General features: G+C 67.6%; 18 protein-coding genes and 1 tRNA gene. 6 read left to right on the plus strand and 13 right to left on the minus strand.

Annotated features, from left to right (window positions below):
• Positions 1–18 precede the first annotated feature (18 nt).
• Positions 19–603 (minus strand): septum formation family protein, encoded by a 585-nt coding sequence (locus tag ACV7NN_RS18485; protein ID WP_463351015.1) that lies wholly within the window; start codon positions 601–603, stop codon positions 19–21.
• The gene (gene hisN, locus ACV7NN_RS18490; RefSeq protein WP_463351016.1) at positions 600–1,388 is read right to left on the minus strand and encodes a histidinol-phosphatase; all 789 of its coding nucleotides are present in this window, start codon (positions 1,386–1,388) and stop codon (positions 600–602) included. Before hisN ends, ACV7NN_RS18485 begins: the two co-directional genes overlap by 4 nt.
• Positions 1,389–1,568: 180 nt before the next feature.
• Here hisN and ACV7NN_RS18495 point away from each other — a divergent pair.
• Positions 1,569–1,644, plus strand: a tRNA-Lys gene (locus ACV7NN_RS18495).
• Positions 1,645–1,743: 99 nt separating this feature from the next.
• On the opposite strand, the gene ACV7NN_RS18500 is transcribed toward ACV7NN_RS18495, so the two are convergent.
• The 4 genes from ACV7NN_RS18500 to ACV7NN_RS18515 all read right to left on the minus strand — a co-directional run bounded on the left by ACV7NN_RS18500 (position 1,744) and on the right by ACV7NN_RS18515 (position 5,034).
• Complete coding sequence (locus tag ACV7NN_RS18500) at positions 1,744–2,433, minus strand: YoaK family protein (RefSeq protein ID WP_463351017.1); 690 nt, start codon at positions 2,431–2,433, stop codon at positions 1,744–1,746.
• A 51-nt stretch (positions 2,434–2,484) separates the two neighbouring features.
• Complete coding sequence (locus ACV7NN_RS18505; protein ID WP_463351018.1) at positions 2,485–3,765, minus strand: RNA polymerase sigma factor; 1,281 nt, start codon at positions 3,763–3,765, stop codon at positions 2,485–2,487.
• A 23-nt stretch (positions 3,766–3,788) separates the two neighbouring features.
• Positions 3,789–4,136 (minus strand): YciI family protein, encoded by a 348-nt coding sequence (locus ACV7NN_RS18510; RefSeq protein ID WP_463351019.1) that lies wholly within the window; start codon positions 4,134–4,136, stop codon positions 3,789–3,791.
• A 103-nt stretch (positions 4,137–4,239) separates the two neighbouring features.
• Positions 4,240–5,034, minus strand: coding sequence for an oxidoreductase (locus tag ACV7NN_RS18515; RefSeq protein ID WP_463351020.1), 795 nt, complete (start codon positions 5,032–5,034; stop codon positions 4,240–4,242).
• Positions 5,035–5,246: 212 nt separating this feature from the next.
• Between ACV7NN_RS18515 and ACV7NN_RS18520 the strand changes: the two genes are divergently transcribed.
• The 3 genes from ACV7NN_RS18520 to ACV7NN_RS18530 all read left to right on the plus strand — a co-directional run bounded on the left by ACV7NN_RS18520 (position 5,247) and on the right by ACV7NN_RS18530 (position 8,717).
• The gene (locus ACV7NN_RS18520; RefSeq protein WP_463351021.1) at positions 5,247–6,011 is read left to right on the plus strand and encodes a hypothetical protein; all 765 of its coding nucleotides are present in this window, start codon (positions 5,247–5,249) and stop codon (positions 6,009–6,011) included.
• A 23-nt stretch (positions 6,012–6,034) separates the two neighbouring features.
• Complete coding sequence (locus ACV7NN_RS18525) at positions 6,035–7,198, plus strand: DUF222 domain-containing protein (RefSeq protein WP_463351022.1); 1,164 nt, start codon at positions 6,035–6,037, stop codon at positions 7,196–7,198.
• Positions 7,199–7,589: 391 nt separating this feature from the next.
• Positions 7,590–8,717 (plus strand): baeRF11 domain-containing protein, encoded by a 1,128-nt coding sequence (locus ACV7NN_RS18530; protein WP_463351023.1) that lies wholly within the window; start codon positions 7,590–7,592, stop codon positions 8,715–8,717.
• Between the two features lie 19 nt (positions 8,718–8,736).
• On the opposite strand, the gene ACV7NN_RS18535 is transcribed toward ACV7NN_RS18530, so the two are convergent.
• The 4 genes from ACV7NN_RS18535 to ACV7NN_RS18550 are packed head-to-tail and all read right to left on the minus strand — an operon-like array spanning position 8,737 to position 12,511.
• On the minus strand, positions 8,737–9,897 hold the full coding sequence (locus tag ACV7NN_RS18535; RefSeq protein WP_463351024.1) for a cation:proton antiporter: 1,161 nt from the start codon (positions 9,895–9,897) through the stop codon (positions 8,737–8,739).
• Positions 9,894–10,406 (minus strand): DUF2017 family protein, encoded by a 513-nt coding sequence (locus tag ACV7NN_RS18540; protein WP_463351025.1) that lies wholly within the window; start codon positions 10,404–10,406, stop codon positions 9,894–9,896. Before ACV7NN_RS18540 ends, ACV7NN_RS18535 begins: the two co-directional genes overlap by 4 nt.
• Positions 10,403–10,714, minus strand: coding sequence for an ATP-dependent Clp protease adapter ClpS (clpS, locus tag ACV7NN_RS18545; protein ID WP_463351026.1), 312 nt, complete (start codon positions 10,712–10,714; stop codon positions 10,403–10,405). Before clpS ends, ACV7NN_RS18540 begins: the two co-directional genes overlap by 4 nt.
• An 18-nt stretch (positions 10,715–10,732) precedes the next feature.
• Positions 10,733–12,511, minus strand: a complete 1,779-nt coding sequence (locus tag ACV7NN_RS18550) for a glycoside hydrolase family 15 protein (protein ID WP_463351027.1) — start codon at positions 12,509–12,511, stop codon at positions 10,733–10,735.
• 29 nt (positions 12,512–12,540) lie between these two features.
• On the opposite strand from ACV7NN_RS18550, the gene ACV7NN_RS18555 reads away from it, so the two are divergent.
• Positions 12,541–13,917 (plus strand): glucose-6-phosphate dehydrogenase, encoded by a 1,377-nt coding sequence (locus ACV7NN_RS18555; RefSeq protein ID WP_463351028.1) that lies wholly within the window; start codon positions 12,541–12,543, stop codon positions 13,915–13,917.
• A gap of 91 nt (positions 13,918–14,008) precedes the next feature.
• Here ACV7NN_RS18555 and ACV7NN_RS18560 read toward each other — a convergent pair whose 3' ends face one another.
• Both ACV7NN_RS18560 and ACV7NN_RS18565 read right to left on the minus strand, forming a co-directional pair.
• On the minus strand, positions 14,009–14,431 hold the full coding sequence (locus tag ACV7NN_RS18560; RefSeq protein WP_463351029.1) for a hypothetical protein: 423 nt from the start codon (positions 14,429–14,431) through the stop codon (positions 14,009–14,011).
• A gap of 143 nt (positions 14,432–14,574) precedes the next feature.
• Positions 14,575–14,766 (minus strand): hypothetical protein, encoded by a 192-nt coding sequence (locus tag ACV7NN_RS18565; protein WP_463351030.1) that lies wholly within the window; start codon positions 14,764–14,766, stop codon positions 14,575–14,577.
• A gap of 99 nt (positions 14,767–14,865) precedes the next feature.
• On the opposite strand from ACV7NN_RS18565, the gene ACV7NN_RS18570 reads away from it, so the two are divergent.
• Positions 14,866–16,020 (plus strand): SLC13 family permease, encoded by a 1,155-nt coding sequence (locus tag ACV7NN_RS18570; RefSeq protein ID WP_463351031.1) that lies wholly within the window; start codon positions 14,866–14,868, stop codon positions 16,018–16,020.
• Positions 16,021–16,041: 21 nt separating this feature from the next.
• Here ACV7NN_RS18570 and ACV7NN_RS18575 read toward each other — a convergent pair whose 3' ends face one another.
• Positions 16,042–17,907 carry a YhgE/Pip domain-containing protein gene (locus ACV7NN_RS18575; protein WP_463351032.1) on the minus strand — a complete coding sequence of 622 codons (1,866 nt, stop codon included), beginning with the start codon at positions 17,905–17,907 and terminating at the stop codon, positions 16,042–16,044.
• Position 17,908: the final 1 nt, after the last annotated feature.

Below are 17,908 nucleotides of genomic sequence, written 5' to 3' on the forward strand. Positions count from 1 at the left end.
ACATCCGCGCGGTATTCGCTACGACGAGCTGACACTCGTCTCGGCGGTACCTTTCACGCTGCCTGTGGTCTGGACGTCGTCGTGGAACACGACGCACGTCGCAGTGCGGTCGCCATCGCGGTTCCACCCCGTTTCGGTCGGCGTGTAGAAGTCGAAATGGAGGTCAGACTTCTCGACCGCGATGCCGACATACGGCGCGAACGCAGCGTGGCAGGCGTCGTCGGCGAGGCTCTGAACCGTGTCGTCGCCCGGGTAGACCGCCGCGCCCGACAGGGACGGGAGTGCGTAGATCTCGCTGTCGTGGGCGGATGCGCAACTCACTACGTTCAGTCCGAGGATGACTGTGTAGTCGAGGGCCACCAGGTCGTTCACGCAGTCACCGACCTGCAGATCGGCGAAGTCGGTGTTGCCGCGATAGACGCGATCGGTCGACGTGGGCGTCGGCGTCGACTGGGCCTTGCCCAGGAAATGCTGCGCGACCCTGCGGAATTCGTCGGCCACCGGTGGCGGCACGCAGGCGGTGAGAGCGGGTGCCGCGATCGCCAGGATCACGGTGAGGATGATCGGACGGAGGAGGCGGCGCGTCGATGCGCTCACGGTCACGCGAGGGCCTCCAGGAGCGCATCGTGCAGGTGACCGTTGCTGGCGAGGGAGCTGCCCTCGTCGAGGTCGCGGCCGCCGGTGACCGTGGTGAAGCGGCCGCCAGCCTCTTCGACGATCGGGATCAGTGCGGCCACATCGTACGACTTCACGCCGAACTCGCCTGCTGCGTCGATGAGACCTTCCGCCAGGAGCATGTACGACCACATGTCGCCGTAGGCGCGGTCGCGCCACACGCGGCGCGTGAGAGCGATCAGACGGTCGAGGTAGCCGGCACCATCCCATTGCGCGATGCTCTGGAAGCTGATGGATGCGTCGGCCAGTTCGGTAACGCCGGACACGCGGATTCGTCGGGGCGCCCCGCCGTCTTCGGCGAGCCACGCACCCCGGTCCCGGGCCGCCCACCAGCGTTTCCCGAGGGCGGGGGAGCTCACGACGCCGATCTGCGGGACTCCGTCGACGACCAGCGCGATCAGTGTGCCCCACACCGGGACGCCCCGGAGGAAGTTCGCCGTGCCGTCGATCGGGTCGATGATCCACCGGCGACTCGAGTCGCCTTCCGTTCCGTATTCCTCGCCGAGGATGCCGTCGGCCGGTCGCTCGGCGGCGACGAGCTCGCGGATCGCGCGCTCGACGCTCTGGTCGGCATCCGTCACCGGAGTGCGGTCCGGCTTGGTCGTGATCTTCAGATCGAGCGAACGGAAGCGATCGCTCGAGATGCGATCCGCAGCGTCTGCCAGGCGGAGGGCGAGGGCGAGGTCGTCGTCGAACGAAGCATCCGTGGTCACCGTCTCAGGATAGTGAGGGAGTGGCGGATGCGGTGGGCTCCCTGTCGGTTCGGCTCGCGTATCCGCATCCCGACCCGGCTCCCGGCCGCGAGTCGGACGCCGAGCGATGCTCAGTTGGCATCCGGCCCGCGACGGATGCTAGTGTTATCCCTCGGTTCGGGTTCCGATTCGACACCGACTGCACCTCTAGCTCAATCGGCAGAGCAACTGACTCTTAATCAGTGGGTTCAGGGTTCAAGTCCCTGGGGGTGCACCACCATCCCCGGTCAGATTCGTCTGGCCGGGGATATCTTTGTCGGGCGACCAAACGATCGCGGCCGTCTCGTGCTGGCCGGTCGCGTAGCGCACGCAACCCTCAGGACAGCTCGGGTGACGGCTTTCTCACGTGGCCGATCGTTGCGACCGAGATCACGATGAGCGCGGCGACGGCCAGCCCCAGGGCGATCTGCACGTGGAGCGCTGCCGCGCCGACGAGGGCTCCCAGACCGATCAGGACGACAGCGCCGGCACGGCGTTTCCACGCCTGACCCGTCTTCGCGCCGAGGACGGAATCCGCCGCGAGGCCTGTGAGCGTGGAAGTGACGACGACGGTGGTGACGTCTTTGACGGCGATGTGGCGTGCGGCTGCCGCCTGCATCCCCATCGCCAGGCCAAGCGCACCGGTCGCGATGTACTGGAGTGAGATCGGGACTGCACCGCCGAACGGGGCGAGAACGATCGCGGCCGCTGCGAGGATGCCGCCGACGACCGCGAACAAGGTCGTGGAACGATGTGTCCAGCCGGACGGAATCGGTCGCAGCACGCGGCCCGCGATCGCCGCACCGCCCATGAACAGGACCAGCGCGACGACGGGCCCGAGTACGGGGAGATGATCCGCGCCGAGAAGGCCCATTCCGAGGATGACCACGTTTCCGGTCATGTTCCCGGTGAAGACGCGATCGAGCCCGAGGTAGCCGACCGCGTCGATCATGCCGGTCGAGAACGTGAGCGCCAGCATGAGGATCAGGTGGAGTCTTTCGTGGTCTGCAGGGGTGGCGGACGTCATGGTTCTCCTCGTCGTGCGGGAGCGCAGCGTGCTGAACCCGACCGCGAAATCTTATCCGGTCGGGCCATCGAGCCCATCTGGCGGGTCTTCCGGGAGTGCATCCCGGGTGCGTTCGAAGTGCGTCCGTTCGGCAGTGTTCGCTGCGACAGCGATCGCGGCGGTGTATTCCGCGCGTGCCTCGCGGATCCGGCCCGTTCTGCGGAGCAGATCGGCCTTCACAAGATGGAAAGCCGTGACGTCGGTGAGGTCGAGGCTTTCGATCGCTCTGAGGGCAGCATCCGGACCGTCGACCTGCGCGACCGCGACGGCGCGATTCAGAGCGACGATCGGTGTGGGCGAGACCTCGAGGAGCTGGTCGTACAGTCGCAGGATCTGGAGCCAGTCCGTGTCGGCGGGCGAACCGGCGTCGGTGTGCACGGCGTTGATCGCTGCCTGGAGTTGATAGGGGCCTGGCCGGTTGCGGCGCAGGCACCGCCGCACGAGTTCGTGGCCCTCGACGATCAGCGCCGCGTCCCAGGTCGAACGGTCCTGCTCCGGTAGGAGGACGAGATCGCCATCGGCCGTCACGCGTGCCGGTCGGCGGGCCTGGATGAGCAGCATGAGAGCGAGCAGCCCGAGGACTTCCGGTTCGTCGGGCATCAGTTCTGCCAGGAGCCTTCCGAGGCGGATCGCCTCGCTGCAGAGTTCGTCGCGGGTCAGGTCGTCACCGGAATGCGCGGAGTACCCCTCGTTGAAGATGAGGTAGATCACGGCGAGGACCGCGGCCAGCCGGTCGGGCAGATCGGCATCGCGTGGGATGCGGAACGGGATCCGGGCGTCCCGGATCTTTCCCTTCGCCCGGACGAGGCGCTGTGCCATGGTCGCCTCGGAGACCAGGAAAGCGCTGGCGATCTCCGGTGTCGTGAGTCCTCCGAGAAGGCGGAGGGTCAGTGCGACCTGTGCCTGTCGTCCCAGTGCAGGATGGCAGCACGCGAAGATCAGACGAAGGCGTTCGTCGTGCACAGGACCCTCCTCGATCGGTGCGGATTGCGCGTGGATCAAGGCCGCTTCCGCATGGCGGTCATTTCGCGTCGCGTCGCGACGGAGCCGGTCGATCGCCCGGTTGCGTGCTGTGGTGATGATCCAGCCTGCGGGGCTGGGCGGGATGCCCGAGGCAGGCCACCGCTTCACCGCGATCTCGAACGCATCCTGCACCGCGTCTTCGGCGATGTCGATGTCGCCGAAGACGCGGCAGAGGATGGCCACTGATCGCCCGTACTCGGTGCGGAACACCGACCCGATCGCCGTCTCGGTCGCCGGAGTCGGGATCGGAGCTGGGGTCTGGGCCGGCATGTTTCTCGTCGCTCCTCGCGGGATCACTCGCTCTGGACTGGTCGTACCTCGATCGGCACTCCGATCGCTTCGGCCATCCGGCGGCCCCAGCCGAGGGCTGCATCGAGGTCGGGCGCCTCGATGATCGAAAAGCCTCCGAGCACTTCCTTGCTCTCGACGTAGGGACCGTCGGTCACGAGCACGTCACCCGCTTTCGGTGTGAGGACTGTCGCCGTGCTCGGTGGGTAGAGACCTCCGGCGAACACCCACGCGCCGGCCTCGCGAAGGTCGGAGTTCACCGCTTCGAGGTTCGCAGTGATCTGGGAGAGCGTCTCGGGGTCGGGCATTGTGCCGCCTTCGGGGTAGTAGACGCTGAGCAGGTACTGGGTCATGATTCCTCCAGATTCGTCGTCGGCACGGTGCCGACTGTCACCCTCTATACGAGCCAGGCGCGCCGAAATCGACACGATCGACGAAGTAGACCGCATCCGATGACTACAGTCCTTTGACCAGTCCTCCGTCGATCATGAAATCGGAACCGTTCACGTTTCCGGCGCGGTCGCTTGCGAGCAGGATCACGAGATCGGCGACCTCCTCCGGCCTCGTGAAACGCCCCGTGGTGAATCCACCCTGCGCCGCTACCGTGTTCGCCTTCGCGGTCTCGAAGTCCGTGCCCGTCGCCGCAGCGATGGTCGCGGCCACTCCGTGCTCGCCCAGCCACAGAGGTGTCTCCACCGGACCCGGACTGACCGTATTGAAACGGAGCCCCTGAGGGCCGTACTCCTTCGACAAGGATTTCGAGACGTTCCACAGTGCTGCCTTCGCGGCGGAGTAGTCGAGGACGCCCGGGTCGGGAAGATAGGCATTCACGGATGCGACGGTCACAACATTTCCGCCTCCCCGTTCCAGAAGGAGCGGGATCGCAGCGCGTGTCGTGCGGACGGCTGCGAGGAGGGTCAGATTGAGTGACGCGAGCCAGTCCTCATCGCCGATCGAGAGGAAACCGTCGATTCGTGGACTGAGGGCCCCGACGTTGTTGACCAGGATGTCGAGACCGCCGAAATGGGCACTTCGCGCGATCAACTCCGACGGGCCAGTCGGCGTCGACAGGTCCACCGGAACCGCGAGGACCTTCGCTGTCGCCTCGAGGTCGGTCAGTTCGCCTCCGACGTCTCGCGCACCTGCGACCACGGATGCCCCCTCATCGACGAGAGCGCGCGTGATCGCCAAGCCGATGCCCTTGCTCGCGCCTGTGACGACTGCGACTTTTCCTGTCAGGTTCAGATCCATGGGCCGACCGTATGCGGCGCGTTGTCGCAGTGTCAAGGATTCGGGTCGCCGCACATGCTCGCCGTTCTCATAGCGGGGCGAAAGTCCCGGTCGGAGCAAGATCATCGATCCCTCCACAGACGATGGACTTCGAGAGTTGTCCACAGGTAAGTTCCTGATCAGAGGCTGTTTATAACCGTTCGGATGTCGGTGGTGTCTGGCAGGGTGGGAACATGACCTTCCCACCGGTGTCCGACCTCGACGCGGTCGCTGCCGCGCTCGACGCGCTGCGCGTGCTCGAGACGGATGCGGTGCCGGACGCCGGTGCGGTCGCGGGTCCGGTTGCTGCGGGCGCGCCTGTTGCGGGCGCGGATGCTGCGGGTGCGGATGCGAATTCGGGCGCAGATCCCGGCCGTGGGGTCGGCGCGTTCGCGGATCCGGTCGGTGACTTCGGTGGCCGATGCCCGAATGCTGCAACCGACACGCAGGGCTTGTCGGAGGCGCAGGTGCTGGTGCGGTCGTTGGCGGCGCTCGGTGCGGTGCGGGCGGCGGTGGACCGGGTGGCTCTGTCCCGGATCGGCGCCCTGGACCGGGCCTGCCGGGTGGACCCGGACCCGGATTCGGATCCGGTCCGGGCGGCCGGGCACCGGGACATCGGGTCGTTGCTGGCTGAACTGTGGAAGACGGCGTTGCCGGCGGCCCGGCAGTTGTGTGCGGTCGCCACCGCGGTGGCGCCCCGGCACAGCCTGCTCGGCGAGGAACTGCCGGCCGAGTTCCCCGACCTCGCCCACGCTCTGCTTGGTCCGGTGCCGGGCGGCGACGACCCCGATCCGGCTGCCGGCCCTGACACCGAACACGATCCTGGCGGTTCCGGCGACGATGGACCAGCGTCGGGGGCGGTGGTGTCGGTGGAGCAGGCGGCGGTGATCATCCGGGAACTGGGCAAGACCGGTCCCGGCTGCACCCTGGAGAACCGGGGTGCGGGGAGCGGGCGCTGATCCAGCACGCCCCCGCCCTGACCGTGGAACAGTTACGCCGGCTCGCGATCCAGGTGCGGGACCGGTTGGATGCGGACGGGATCGAACCCCGCGAACAGCTGCACCGGCGGCGCCGGTCGTTGCGCATCACCACCAGCCCGGACGGGATGACCCACATCGACTGGTGGTTGGATGCCGAATCCGCCGGCCACGTCCTGCCCCAGATCCACGCCTACGTCACCCAGGACTACCACACCACCCACAACCACCACCACGACTCCGACGGTCACGGCAACCGCGACCGCCACGGCGGCCCCGCCGGGACCCGCCCAGGCGACCAGCACGGCGCCCGCGCCGAGCAGCGCACGAGCGCCGATCCCGGTGACCCAGACCATCCGGGGATCGACGCTACCGTCTCAGCCACGGACCCGGCCGGCCGGGTCCGGTTCCCAGCGCAGTCCGCCCCAGCCGGCCCCGACCCAACCGGATCCCACCACTCCAGCCCCGACCGGTCCGGATCCGACCAGTCCGGATCCGACCAGTCCGGAGCCGACCCCACCGGAGCCGACGAGTCCGGAGCCGACGAGTCCGGAGCCGACCCGTCCGGGCCGGACCCCACCATGCCGGAGACCCGGACGCTGGCGCAGCTGCGGTCGGACGGGGCGGTCGAGGTGTTCCGGCACCGCGCCGGCTGCACCCACGCGGCCACCCGGCCACCGGTGACGATGATCATCCGGATCCCCCTGGCCGCCCTCCGCACCGGCACCGGGGCCGCCGAGATCGACGGCACCCCCACCCCGGTCAGCGCAGCCACCGCCCGCCGACTCGCCGCCGACGCCCACCTGATCCCCGCCATCCTCGGCGGCCACAGTCAAGTCCTCGACCTCGGCCGCAGCCAACGCCTGTTCAGCACCGCCCAAAAACACGCCCTCGCCGAACGCGACGGCGGCTGCGCCTGGACCGGCTGCCCACACCCACCCGCCTACACCCACGCCCACCACCTGCACTGGTGGGACCGCGACACCGGCCCCACCAACCTCACCAACGGCATCCTCCTCTGCTCCCACCACCACCACCGGATCCACGACGACGGCTGGAACATTCACATCCACGACAACGTCCCCTGGTTCACCCCACCCCAACACCACGACCCCACCCAAACCCCCCGCCGCGGCGGACGAATACAACTCCCCGAACCACCACAATGAACCCAACCCCAGAACCATGAGCGCCACCACGACCACGCACGCCACCACGACCAGCCACAGCACCATGAGCGCCACCACGATCGACTGCAGCAGAATGAGCGCACGACGACCAGCCGCAGCACCACGAGCGCCACCACGATCGACTGCAGGACCACGATCGGCCGCAGCATCACGATCGACTGCGCCGAGACGGCCTCCGGCCGCGTCCGCTCGTGGGAGTGACACGACCCTGCAAACATCCAGCGACTCACCCTCTGCTCACCAAATACCAACCCCGCCCTTTCGCCCACGGGTGCCCGCTTCTAGACTGGCGACCAGTGCAGGCCCGACGTCGCGGCTGTCCGCGACAACCCGGGTCGAACCAGTGCACGACCTAGAGGGGGACGTTCGCATGGACTACAAAGACATCCCGACCAGAGCCGACATCGAACGAATCGCAGCCATCCGGGAACCCGGAAGCGTGTCGATCTACCTTCGCTCTGGACCGCTTCCCGCAGACGCCGACGTGGCGCGAATCGAACTCAAGAACCATCTCGCACAGGCGATCCGCGAACTCGAAGCGAACAAGACGCCCAAAGCCCAGATCGCCGCAATCGCGGCCGAGGGCAACGTTATCGTCGAGAACAGGGACTTCTGGCGGTACCAGTCCCGCAGCCTGGCAGTGTTCCTCAACGGCGAGGTCAGCGAGACGTTCCGACTGCCTAACCGGCTTTCGTCGTCGTGCGACGTCGCCGACCGGTTCTACATCAAACCACTTCTGCGAACGGTGACGTTCCCGCAGTCCGGCTACATCCTCGCCCTCGCCCAGAACTCCGTCCGTCTGGTGAAGATCTCGCCGGAGGCGCCAGCCGAAGTCGTCGAGGTCGAAGGTCTGCCCCGCGACCTGGCGAGCCTGGTCGGACGAACCACGATCGACGACCGCAGCTCCGCTGGACGTGTGCGCGGATCCGAGGGACAGAAAGTCCGGATGCTCGAATACTCGCAAGCGATCGACCGAGCCTTGCGCCCGATGCTCGCGAACTCGACCGAACCGCTGATCATCGCCGCCGCTGAGCCGCTGCTCGGCATCTATCGCGGTGTCTGCGACTACCCGAGACTGATCGAGGCCGCGATAACGGGCAACCCGGAAGAGCGAAGTGATGAAGAACTGGCGACGGCGGCCCGAGCGATCCTCGACGATGTGTACGCAGCGAAGACGGCTGAACTCAAAGATGACTTCGAGGCGAGGATGGCTGCTGGAACGGCCACGGGAGACCTGAGCGACATCGCGCGAGCGGCCACATACGGGGCGGTCGAAACACTGGTCTTCGACATCGACAGCCGGGTCCCGGGAACGATCGACGATGAGACCGGGGTGATCACGTTCGACGAAGATGATGGGAACGAGACATCGAACTATGGCGTGATCGACGAGATTCTGCGCCGGTCGCTGACCTCGAAAGCGAAAGTCTTCGCCGTCCGCGCGGAGGACGTTCCGGGCGGGGGCGCGTCGGCCGCCGCGGTGCGCTTCCCGATCTGACCGGCATCGGTCGCCCGCGTCAGGCCTTCTCGACCTCCTCCGCGGGCTTCGCGACGAATCCTGCGCGCGAGGCGGAACCGCCCGCAATCGTCGCAACGACGACAGTCACGAGTGCCCCGACGATCACGGCGCCCGCTTCCGCAGAGGAGAGCATCCCGGTCTGCGTTCCGACCGTCACAGCGGCGACCGGAACGCCCAGTTGCGCGCCAGACAGCAACCCGAGCGACACCGGCTGACGCACCAACCGGGTCGCCAGATGCGCGATCAGGGCGCCGGCGCCCAGCACGAATCCGAGCAGCAGGTAACGCGGCTCCGCCCACAGCCCGGTCAGATCCAGCGAGGCACCCAGCCAGACGAAGAACAGCGGGCCGAGGAAACCTTCGGTGATGGCGAAGACCTGGCGTGCCAGACGTCGTGGCACACCGACGCCGGCGATGACCAGACCGAGAGCGAACCCGGCGAGCATCACGGAGATGCCCGCGAAGACCGCCAGTGCGGCGAGGGCGAAAAGGATGATCAGGTCGATCCGCAGTTCGAGCGCGAATTGTCGCTGCTCGGAGAGTTTGTGAAGTCGATGACGCAATCCGGAGCGCTCAGCCGCGTTGAGAACGACGAAGAGCGCGACGGAGCAGACGATCACCGCGAGTGAGCCGACAGCGGCCCGTCCGGCATGCGCGGGATCGACGACGAGCGGGACGGCGACGATGCAGGCGACATCGGCGATGGCGACTTGAGCGGTCATCTGCAGGACACGTCGCCCGCCGAGTCCGAGACCTCCGACGATCGGCAGGATCAGGGCGGCCGACGAGGAGGCCATGAGGACGGCGTACAACGGTGCGTGCGAGTTCCCGAACACGGTCGCGACGAGCACACCGATGGCTGTGGAGATGCCGGCGACGACGACGAGCCGGATGAGACCGGAACCGACAGCGGAACGCACTGCAGCATCCCGTACGGGCACACGTGACCCTGCCACGAACATGACCAGTGCGAAACCGAGTTCTGCGAGGAACTTCAGTATCGGGTCGTGGGCATCGATGACGTGGAACCCGGTGGCGCCGAGCAGGATGCCCACGAACAGTTCCCCGACGACGATGGGGATGTGCCAGTTCTTCTTCAGGGCCAGGAGCGGACCGGCGAGCGCTGCGACCGAGACAATCGCGAGCGTGACGAAGGTCATTGTCCCAGCGACGCGTCGAGCACGTCGATGAGCGTCTCCTGGAGGAACGCCAGCCAGTCGAAGAGCGCCCTCAGCAACGCGGTCTCGTCGTCGTGGATATCGCCCTCGTCGTCGTCCTGGACGATTCCGAGCCTGGCACCGAGGATGAGACGGATGTCGGTGATGGTTCGCAGCCACGCCGGCGCGGCGACGTCGTCGACACGGACGACGATGGGGTCGCTGCCGTCGGAGCCGGCGAGCATCTCCACGACGATCCGCGCGTTCAGGATCTTCCGCTGGGCGAGACCATCGGTGGTGAACCGGCGGAACTCGGCGGAGGCGGCCGGGTCGTCAGGGTACGCATCCGGCAGCAACCTGATGACGGCGGGATCGGTGCGCGCTTCGTCGCTGTGACGCGCGCGGTCGACCAGTTCGGCACTCTCTCCGGCGAGCTGGACGAGCAGTGCGGCCTCTTCCGGTGCGAATGAGGCGATCGCGCAGCCGTCCGCGCCGGCGTGGAATCCGTTCATGCATCCGCCTTCGTCAGCGTCGCCCACAGGCCGTAGTCGTGCATGGCCTCGACGTGACGTTCCATCTCTTCCCGCGGGCCGGTGGATACGACGGCCCGACCTTCGTTGTGCACGAGGAGCATGAGGCGTTCGGCCTCCGTTCGCGGAAACCCGAAATAAGTCTGGAAGACGTACGTGACGTAGGACATCAGGTTGACGGGGTCGTTCCAGACGATGGTGACCCAGGGGGAGCCGAGCTCGGTCACGCTGTCCGTGCCGAGGTCCTCCCGGGTTCCCGGTGCGATCGTCGCACCCGATGCAGAGGTCATCCCTGCATCATCCCAGCTTCAGGCCCGTTCGGCGGCTGTTATCGCATCCGCAGCACGGACGAGTGCGAGATGGCTGAGCGCCTGCGGGGTGTTGCCGGCCTGTGAACGGCCGACCACGTCGTATTCCTCGCTGAGCATGCCGACATCGTTCGCGAACCCGAGGAGACGGTTCATGAGCGCGCGGGCATCCGGAAGCCTGGCTGAGTTGGCGTACTGCTCGACGAGCCAGAACGAGCAGGCGAGGAACGGATGCTCACCCGGCGCGAGACCGTCGACGCCGGTCTCGGTCCGGTAGCGTAAAGGCAGACCGTGGATCATGAGGTCGCTCTCGATCGCTGCGACGGTTCCGAGCATCCGCGGGTCGTCGTAGTCGCAGTAGCCCGTCTGGGCGAGTTGCAGCAGCGAGGCGTCGACCTCGGTGGAGCCGAAGTACTGGACATAGGTGCGGCGTTGCCTGTCGTACCCATTCGCTTCGATGTCGGCCCTGACCTCGTCGCGGATGGTGCGCCACCGCTTGACGGGCCCGTCGAGTCCGAACTCCTCGACGGCCGTGATGGCGCGGTCGAACGCCGCCCAGACCATGACACGGGAGTGCGTGAAGTGGCGGGGTTCGCCGCGGATCTCCCAGATCCCATGGTCCGGCCGTCGCCAGTGCTCTTCGAGGTAGCCGAGCAGCGCGCGCTGCAGCGCCCAGGAGAAGCGGGTCTCCTGGACGCCGGCGCGTCGGCCTTTGTCGAGCGCCAGCATCACTTCGCCGATCACATCCGCCTGGAACTGCGAGGATGCGGCATTGCCGACCCGGACCGGCGAGGCGCCCTGATACCCGGGCAGCGAGGTCAGGACGCGCTCCTCGAGGTTGCGCTCGCCGGACAACCCGTACATGATCTGCACGTCGGCCGGGTCGCCCGCGACGGCGCGCAGCAGCCAGTCACGCCAGTGGTCGATGAAGTCGCTGTAGCCGTGCGCGAGAAGAACGGAGATGGTCAGCGACGCATCCCGCAGCCAGACGTACCGGTAATCCCAGTTGCGGTCCCCGCCGAAGCTCTCGGGAAGGGAGGTGGTCGCCGCAGCGACGATGCCGCCCGTGCGCAGGTGCGTCAGCGCCCGCAGCAGCAGGAGCGAGCGTACGACTTCCTTGCGGTACGGGCCGTCGTGGCTGCATCCATTCGCCCAGTCCAGCCACCACTGGCGCGCCTGGTCGAGGGCGGCTTCGACATCCGGCGGCGGCGGAGTCGATTTGTACGACTTGAACCAGGTGAGGCTGAGGTCCACGACCTGTCCGGCTTTGACGTCGAACTGTCCGACGTGACTGTGGCCGGATGCGCGCAGCGTCGTGCCCCGGATGACGAGGCCATCGGGACCGGACACGGCGACCAGCGCACTCGGACGCTCCGAAGTCTCCTGACGCACCCACGGCACTGTCGACGCGTAGCCGAGCCGGATGCGCACATCCTGCCGCATCTTGACCGTCCCGCGCACACCGCGGACACGCCTCAGAACGTCCGCCCGGTGGTCGCCGTATGGCATGAAGTCGGTGACTTCGACTTCGCCGTCCGGGGTGACCCAACGGGTGATCAGGATCATCGTGTCGCCCTCGTAATGGCGGGTCGAACGCGCGGTCGCGTCGACGGGTGCGACGAGCCAGCGCCCGTGATCCTCGGAGCCGAGGAGTGCCCCGAACATGGAGGGGGAGTCGAAGCGAGGGAGGCACAGCCAGTCGATGCTGCCGTCGCGCCCCACCAGTGCTCCGGTGTAGCAATCGCTGATCAGGGCGTAATCCTCGATGGGGAGGGACATATCTTCAGTATGGCCGTACTGTGAAAGGCATGGCCCAGTCTGTGACGACTCTTCTGATTCTGGGGGCGAGCGGAGACCTCGCGTCCAGACTCCTCCTCCCGGCACTGGGGCAACTGCTCACGAACGAGCCCGACCGGCGGCTGAAGCTGGTGGGCGCGGGCAGCGAGGACTGGACGGATGCGCACTGGCGCCGTGTCGTGCGTGCGTCGTTCTCGACGATGAAGGCGAAGGGCGCGGCGGTCGACGACCTGCTGAAGAACACGCACTACGTCAGCGCTGATGTGACGAAAGCAGACGACCTGGCACGTCTGCTCGACGCGTGCGAGGGGACGCCGGCGATCTATTTCGCCCTGCCGCCTGCCATCGCAGCGGCGGCCTGCCGTGCGCTCGAGAAGGTGCAGTTGCCGCCGAAGACGACGCTCGCCTTGGAGAAGCCGTTCGGTACGGACCGTCGTTCGGCGATCGCGCTGAACGCGCAGCTCGCGAAGCTCGTCCCCGAGGACCAAGTGCACCGGGTCGACCATTTCCTGGGCAATTCGACCGTGTTCAACCTGCTCGGGCTGCGTTTCGCGAACCGGATCTTCGAACCGCTGTGGAACTCGGACCATATCGCCCGTGTGGACGTGATCTATGACGAGACGCTGGCCCTCGAGGGACGTGCGCGCTACTACGACAAGGCGGGCGCGCTGACCGACATGATCCAGAGCCATCTTCTGCAGGTGCTCGCGATCCTCGCGATGGACGCTCCGTCGACGCTCGACGCACGGGATCTGAGGGATGCGAAGGGTGCCGTGCTGCGGGCGACGCGGGTATGGGGCGACAGCCCGCTCGAGTCGAGCCGGCGGGCCAGGTACACGGCCGGAACGGTCGGCGATGCGAAGGTCCCGTCGTATGTCGACGAGCCGGGTGTCGACGCCACGCGGGGGACCGAGACGCTCGCGGAGGCGACGTTCCAGATCGACACGTGGCGCTGGGCGGGCGTGCCGTTCACGCTGCGCTCGGGCAAAGCGCTCGGGGAGCGCCGACGGGAGATCGTCATCGCGTTCCGTCCTGCGCAGCACGTACCGAAGGGGCTCCACGGATCGCACGAGCCGACGAAGCTGCGAATCCTTCTCGCTCCTGATGGCATGTCGCTCGAACTGAACGTGAACGGACCGGGCGATCCGCACGTCATAGACCGGGCTGCGTTGAGCGCGCAATTCGGCCCGGGCCAGCTGCTCGCCTACGGTGAGGTGCTCGCCGGGGTGCTCGACGGCGACCCGTCGCTGTCCGTCCGGGATGACACCGCGGTGCAGTGCTGGCGCATCGTCGCCCCGGTGCTGAAGGAGTGGGCGGAGGACAAGGTGCCGCTCGACGCATACCGCGCAGGCTCGAAGGGCCCGTCCGGCTGGCTACCGATCGGCTGAGGTTCCGGGCGCCGAAGGTTCGGTCGGCTCGCGGCCCGGTCGGCTGACGGCCCGGTCGGCTGACCCTCGTCGGAACGGGGATGCGCTGCGGTCAGGCCGCGGTGCGCTCGGTGATCGCGGGGATCTCGCCGGTGACGGGCTTGCGCAGGTCGGTCCACACGGTGATCGGTGCGGGCTCCCAGCCGAAGGCCGCGGGCTCCTCGACCCACTCTTCTGCGGCAGGCTCCTCGGCGACGTGAAGCCCGGACTCGGCCTGCTCCGTAGGTTCGCCGGCTTCGAGCTTGCGCTTCGCATCCATGATCGCTGCGGTGATCCCGACAGCGACGGAGCGGGCGAGGATCGTGTGGAAGATGGCGTCCGTGTCGGAGTCGGCGCGACGGCTCACGGTCCATTCACCGTGCTCGCCGACGAATTCGGCCAGTTTCTCGTGGACGAGCTCGAGGATCTGCGCCTCGCTCAACTGCGGAACGGGGGCAGCCGGGACTGCAGCGACATGACGCCTGCGACCGAACATCGCGGAACCCCTTCCAGGTCAGCAAATCAACTGGTATAAGTGTCCCCGAATCCCGACCCGGTATCCGGCGGACACGCCGCGCGGCGCGTCACCGATTTCGGCTGGTCTGCGCTACTTTGCACCCGGTCTGATGGCGGATGCCATCACTCGCGATCGCCCCTGAGTTCGCGGGACTCCTCGATGACGGTTCCGATGGCGATCGCGAGGGAGATCGCGGAACTGATCCAGAGGAGGATGACTTTCCAGTCGTGTGCGCCGTCCTTGGTGCGGCGGACGGTCGTCCAGATGCTGAGTGCCGCGCTCAGCACGGCCCCGTTGAACATGTACTTGCGCATGCGGCCCTCTCCGTTCGCCCCAACGCTAGTCGCAGTGGACCGCGGGGTACAGTGGTGCGGCGTCCGCTCCCTGCAGGCGGAGCGCGCTCAGGAGGCCCGGTGACAACAGCGATCGTCGGTGGAGTCCTCCTCTTCCTCGGCATCGATGCGATCGTGTACGGGATCGTTCCGCCCAGCGAGGTGAGCGTGTTGTGGGAGCGGGTGTGGCCAATCCTGCTCTTCGTCATCGCGATAACGGTCGTCACAGAGCTCGCAGCGCGCGCAGGGCTCTTCCGCGCGATCGCCGAGCAGGCTGCACGGTGGGGGAGAGGGCGCGCGTGGGTGCTGTGGCTCCTGGTGGTCCTGCTGGCGACGGTGAGCACGATCTTCCTGTCCCTTGACACAACGGCCGTCCTTCTCACGCCCGTCGTCGTCGTGCTGGCCCGTCATGTCGGGCTGAGTCCGCTGCCGTTCGCACTGACCACGGTCTGGCTGGCGAACACGGCCTCGCTGCTGCTGCCGGTGTCGAACCTGACGAACCTTCTCGCCCAGCATTCGATGGGCAGCCCGAGTCCGATCGAGTTCGCCGCCCTGACCGCCGCTCCAGCGGTGGTCGCGATCGTGGTGCCGACGGTCGCGGTCTTCGTCGTTGCGCGAAAGTTCCTGTTCCAGGCCTATCAGCCGGATGATCGGGAACCGATCGAGGACAAGGTCCTGTTCTGGTTCTCCGCCGCCGTGGTCGGTGCTCTCATCCCTGCCCTTGTCTCCGGCATCGCCGTGTGGATCCCGGCATCGGCCGGCGCCGTGGTCCTGCTCGTCGTCTTCCTGTTCAGGCGCCGGTCGGCCATCCGTTTCTCGATCCTGCCGTGGCAGCTCGTGACACTCGCATCCGGGCTGTTCCTGTTCATCGGGGTGCTGCAGTCCATCGGGCTGAGTTCGGCGCTGACCGCCGTCTCCGGCTCCGGCGAGTCGCCCCTGGAGCTCCTCCGGATCTCGGTCAGCGGGATGCTCGCGGCGAACGTTCTCGACAACCTCCCCGCGTATCTCGTGCTCGAGCCGGCCGCGGGGTCGCCGGTGCGGTTGGTCGCTCTCCTGATCGGTGTCAACGCGGGTCCGCTCATCACGCCGTGGGCGTCGCTGGCCACTCTCCTCTGGCACCAGCGGCTGACTGCGCTGGAGGTGGAGATCCCGTGGCGGCGCTACGTGCTGCTGGGGCTCGTGGTCGCGCCGGTGACGGTGGTACTGGCGACGCTCGCGCTGGCGGCGACCGTCTAGCGCACGTTCCGTAGCTTCCGGCTACGCCTGGTCGAGTGCGGCGAGCTGGCCGATGCGAACCGTTCGCCGTCGCCCCACCGCCACCACGGCCATCCCGAGACCGAGAACCGTCCAGAGCAGGAGCGCGCCGACACCGCGCCACCCGCCGGCGGTACCGTCGATGACGCCCTGCATGGCACTGATCGCGGCCGACGTCGGCAGCCAGGTGACGGACGCGTCGAAGAAGCCGGGCACGGTGGAGATGATCCCCGAGGCGAGAGTGATCACGACGACCAGCATCGAGATGAAGCGCCCGATCCCGCCGAGCAGCGCCGTGAGGCCCTGGTTCACGGCGGCGAACGCGATGCCGGTGAGGGCGGCTACGCCTGCGAAGGCGAACCAGTGGCCGGCGTCGAGCTGGAGGGCTACTTGCATGATCCCGGCTACGAGGAGCCCTTGGGCGACACCGATCGCCACGGCAGGCAGGAAGCCGCCGAGTGCGATCCGCGTGGAGGAGCGCGTGGTGAGCAGCGCTCTGGCCGACACGGCCTGGAGCACGAGGAAAGTGGCGAGGGCGCCGAGCCAGAGCGCAACGACGGCGAAGAGGGGAATGCTCGAGGTGCCGAACAGCGAGCCCGTACCGGCCTTCGTCGCGACCGGCTGGGCGACGACGGTCGCGAGGTTCGACCGGTCCGACGACGAATAGGTCGGTAGCTTCGAGACGGCGGTGGAGAGGCCGGTCGCGAGCGACGCGGCACCCGCACTGGTCTTGTCCGCGCCGGCCGCGAGCCCTGTGATCCCGTCACTGACGGTGACGGCGCCGCTGGCGAGCGAGTCGGCACCGGATGCCGTCTGCGCGACACCCCCGGCGAGTTGCGAGGCACCGGATGCGCTCTGCGCGATCCCGGAACTGAGCGCTGGCATCCCCCCGGCGAACCCTTTCGCGCCGTCGGCGACCTTCTGGGCGGACGGAGCCAGCCCGGGGGCCGTGGCCGAACCGGTGGTGACCGAGGCGGCCACGCCGTCCAGGGACCCGCAGAGGACAGCGTCGCCGCCGTGGCTGGCGCACATGGCGGCGAGTCCGGTCAGCGCCGTTCCCAGCTTCTTGGTGCCATCGGCGATGCCCTGCACCCCGCCGGCGAGCTGCGATGCCTGCGCCGGCAGCTGGGCCGTGTTGGACTGGAGCTGGCCGAGCCCTCCGGCGAGCCCCGAGGTGGCTGCCGACAGGTTCTGCAGGCCCGCACTCATGGTCGACACGCCGCCGGCGATCGACGCGGATGCTGAGGCGAGCGAATGCGTACCGCTTGCGAGCTTCGAGACACCGGATGCGAGGGAACCCGCGCCATCTGCTGCCTTCGACAGCTGGTCGTGGACCGTGTTGAACCCGACGTAGATGTTCTCCAGGTACGTCGAGGTCAGCTGCTTGTTGAGCACGGATGTCGCCGTCGTGGTCACCGCCTGGCTGATCGCCGAGTCCACCAGTTTCGACTTCGCGCTCGTCTGGACGTCGATCGTCGCCTGCCGGGCATCGCCTGCCGCGCCGGAGTACGAGGTGGCTGCTTTGGAGAAGCCCTTCGGAATGGTGACGACGGTGACGTAGCTTCCGTTCGCCAGCCCGGCTGCGGCATCCTTCCGGTCCGTCAGGACCCAGCTGTAGTTCTGCGTGGTCTTGCCGTCGACGAGCCCGGCCGAGAGCTCGCGTCCGAGCGGGATGAGCTGGCCGTTGATCTTCACCGGCTGGTCGAGATTGACGACCGCAGCTTTCACGTCCCCGAGACGTTCGGTGGGGTTCCAGAGCGCCCAGACGAGCAGACCGCCGATGGCGAGCGGGACGAGCAGGATGCCGACCACGGTGAGCCAGGTGACGCGCTTGCGGCTGCGGGCGCGTTCGATGGTGAAGAACGACATG

It is taken from the genome of Leifsonia sp. Ger2509 (assembly GCF_055231915.1).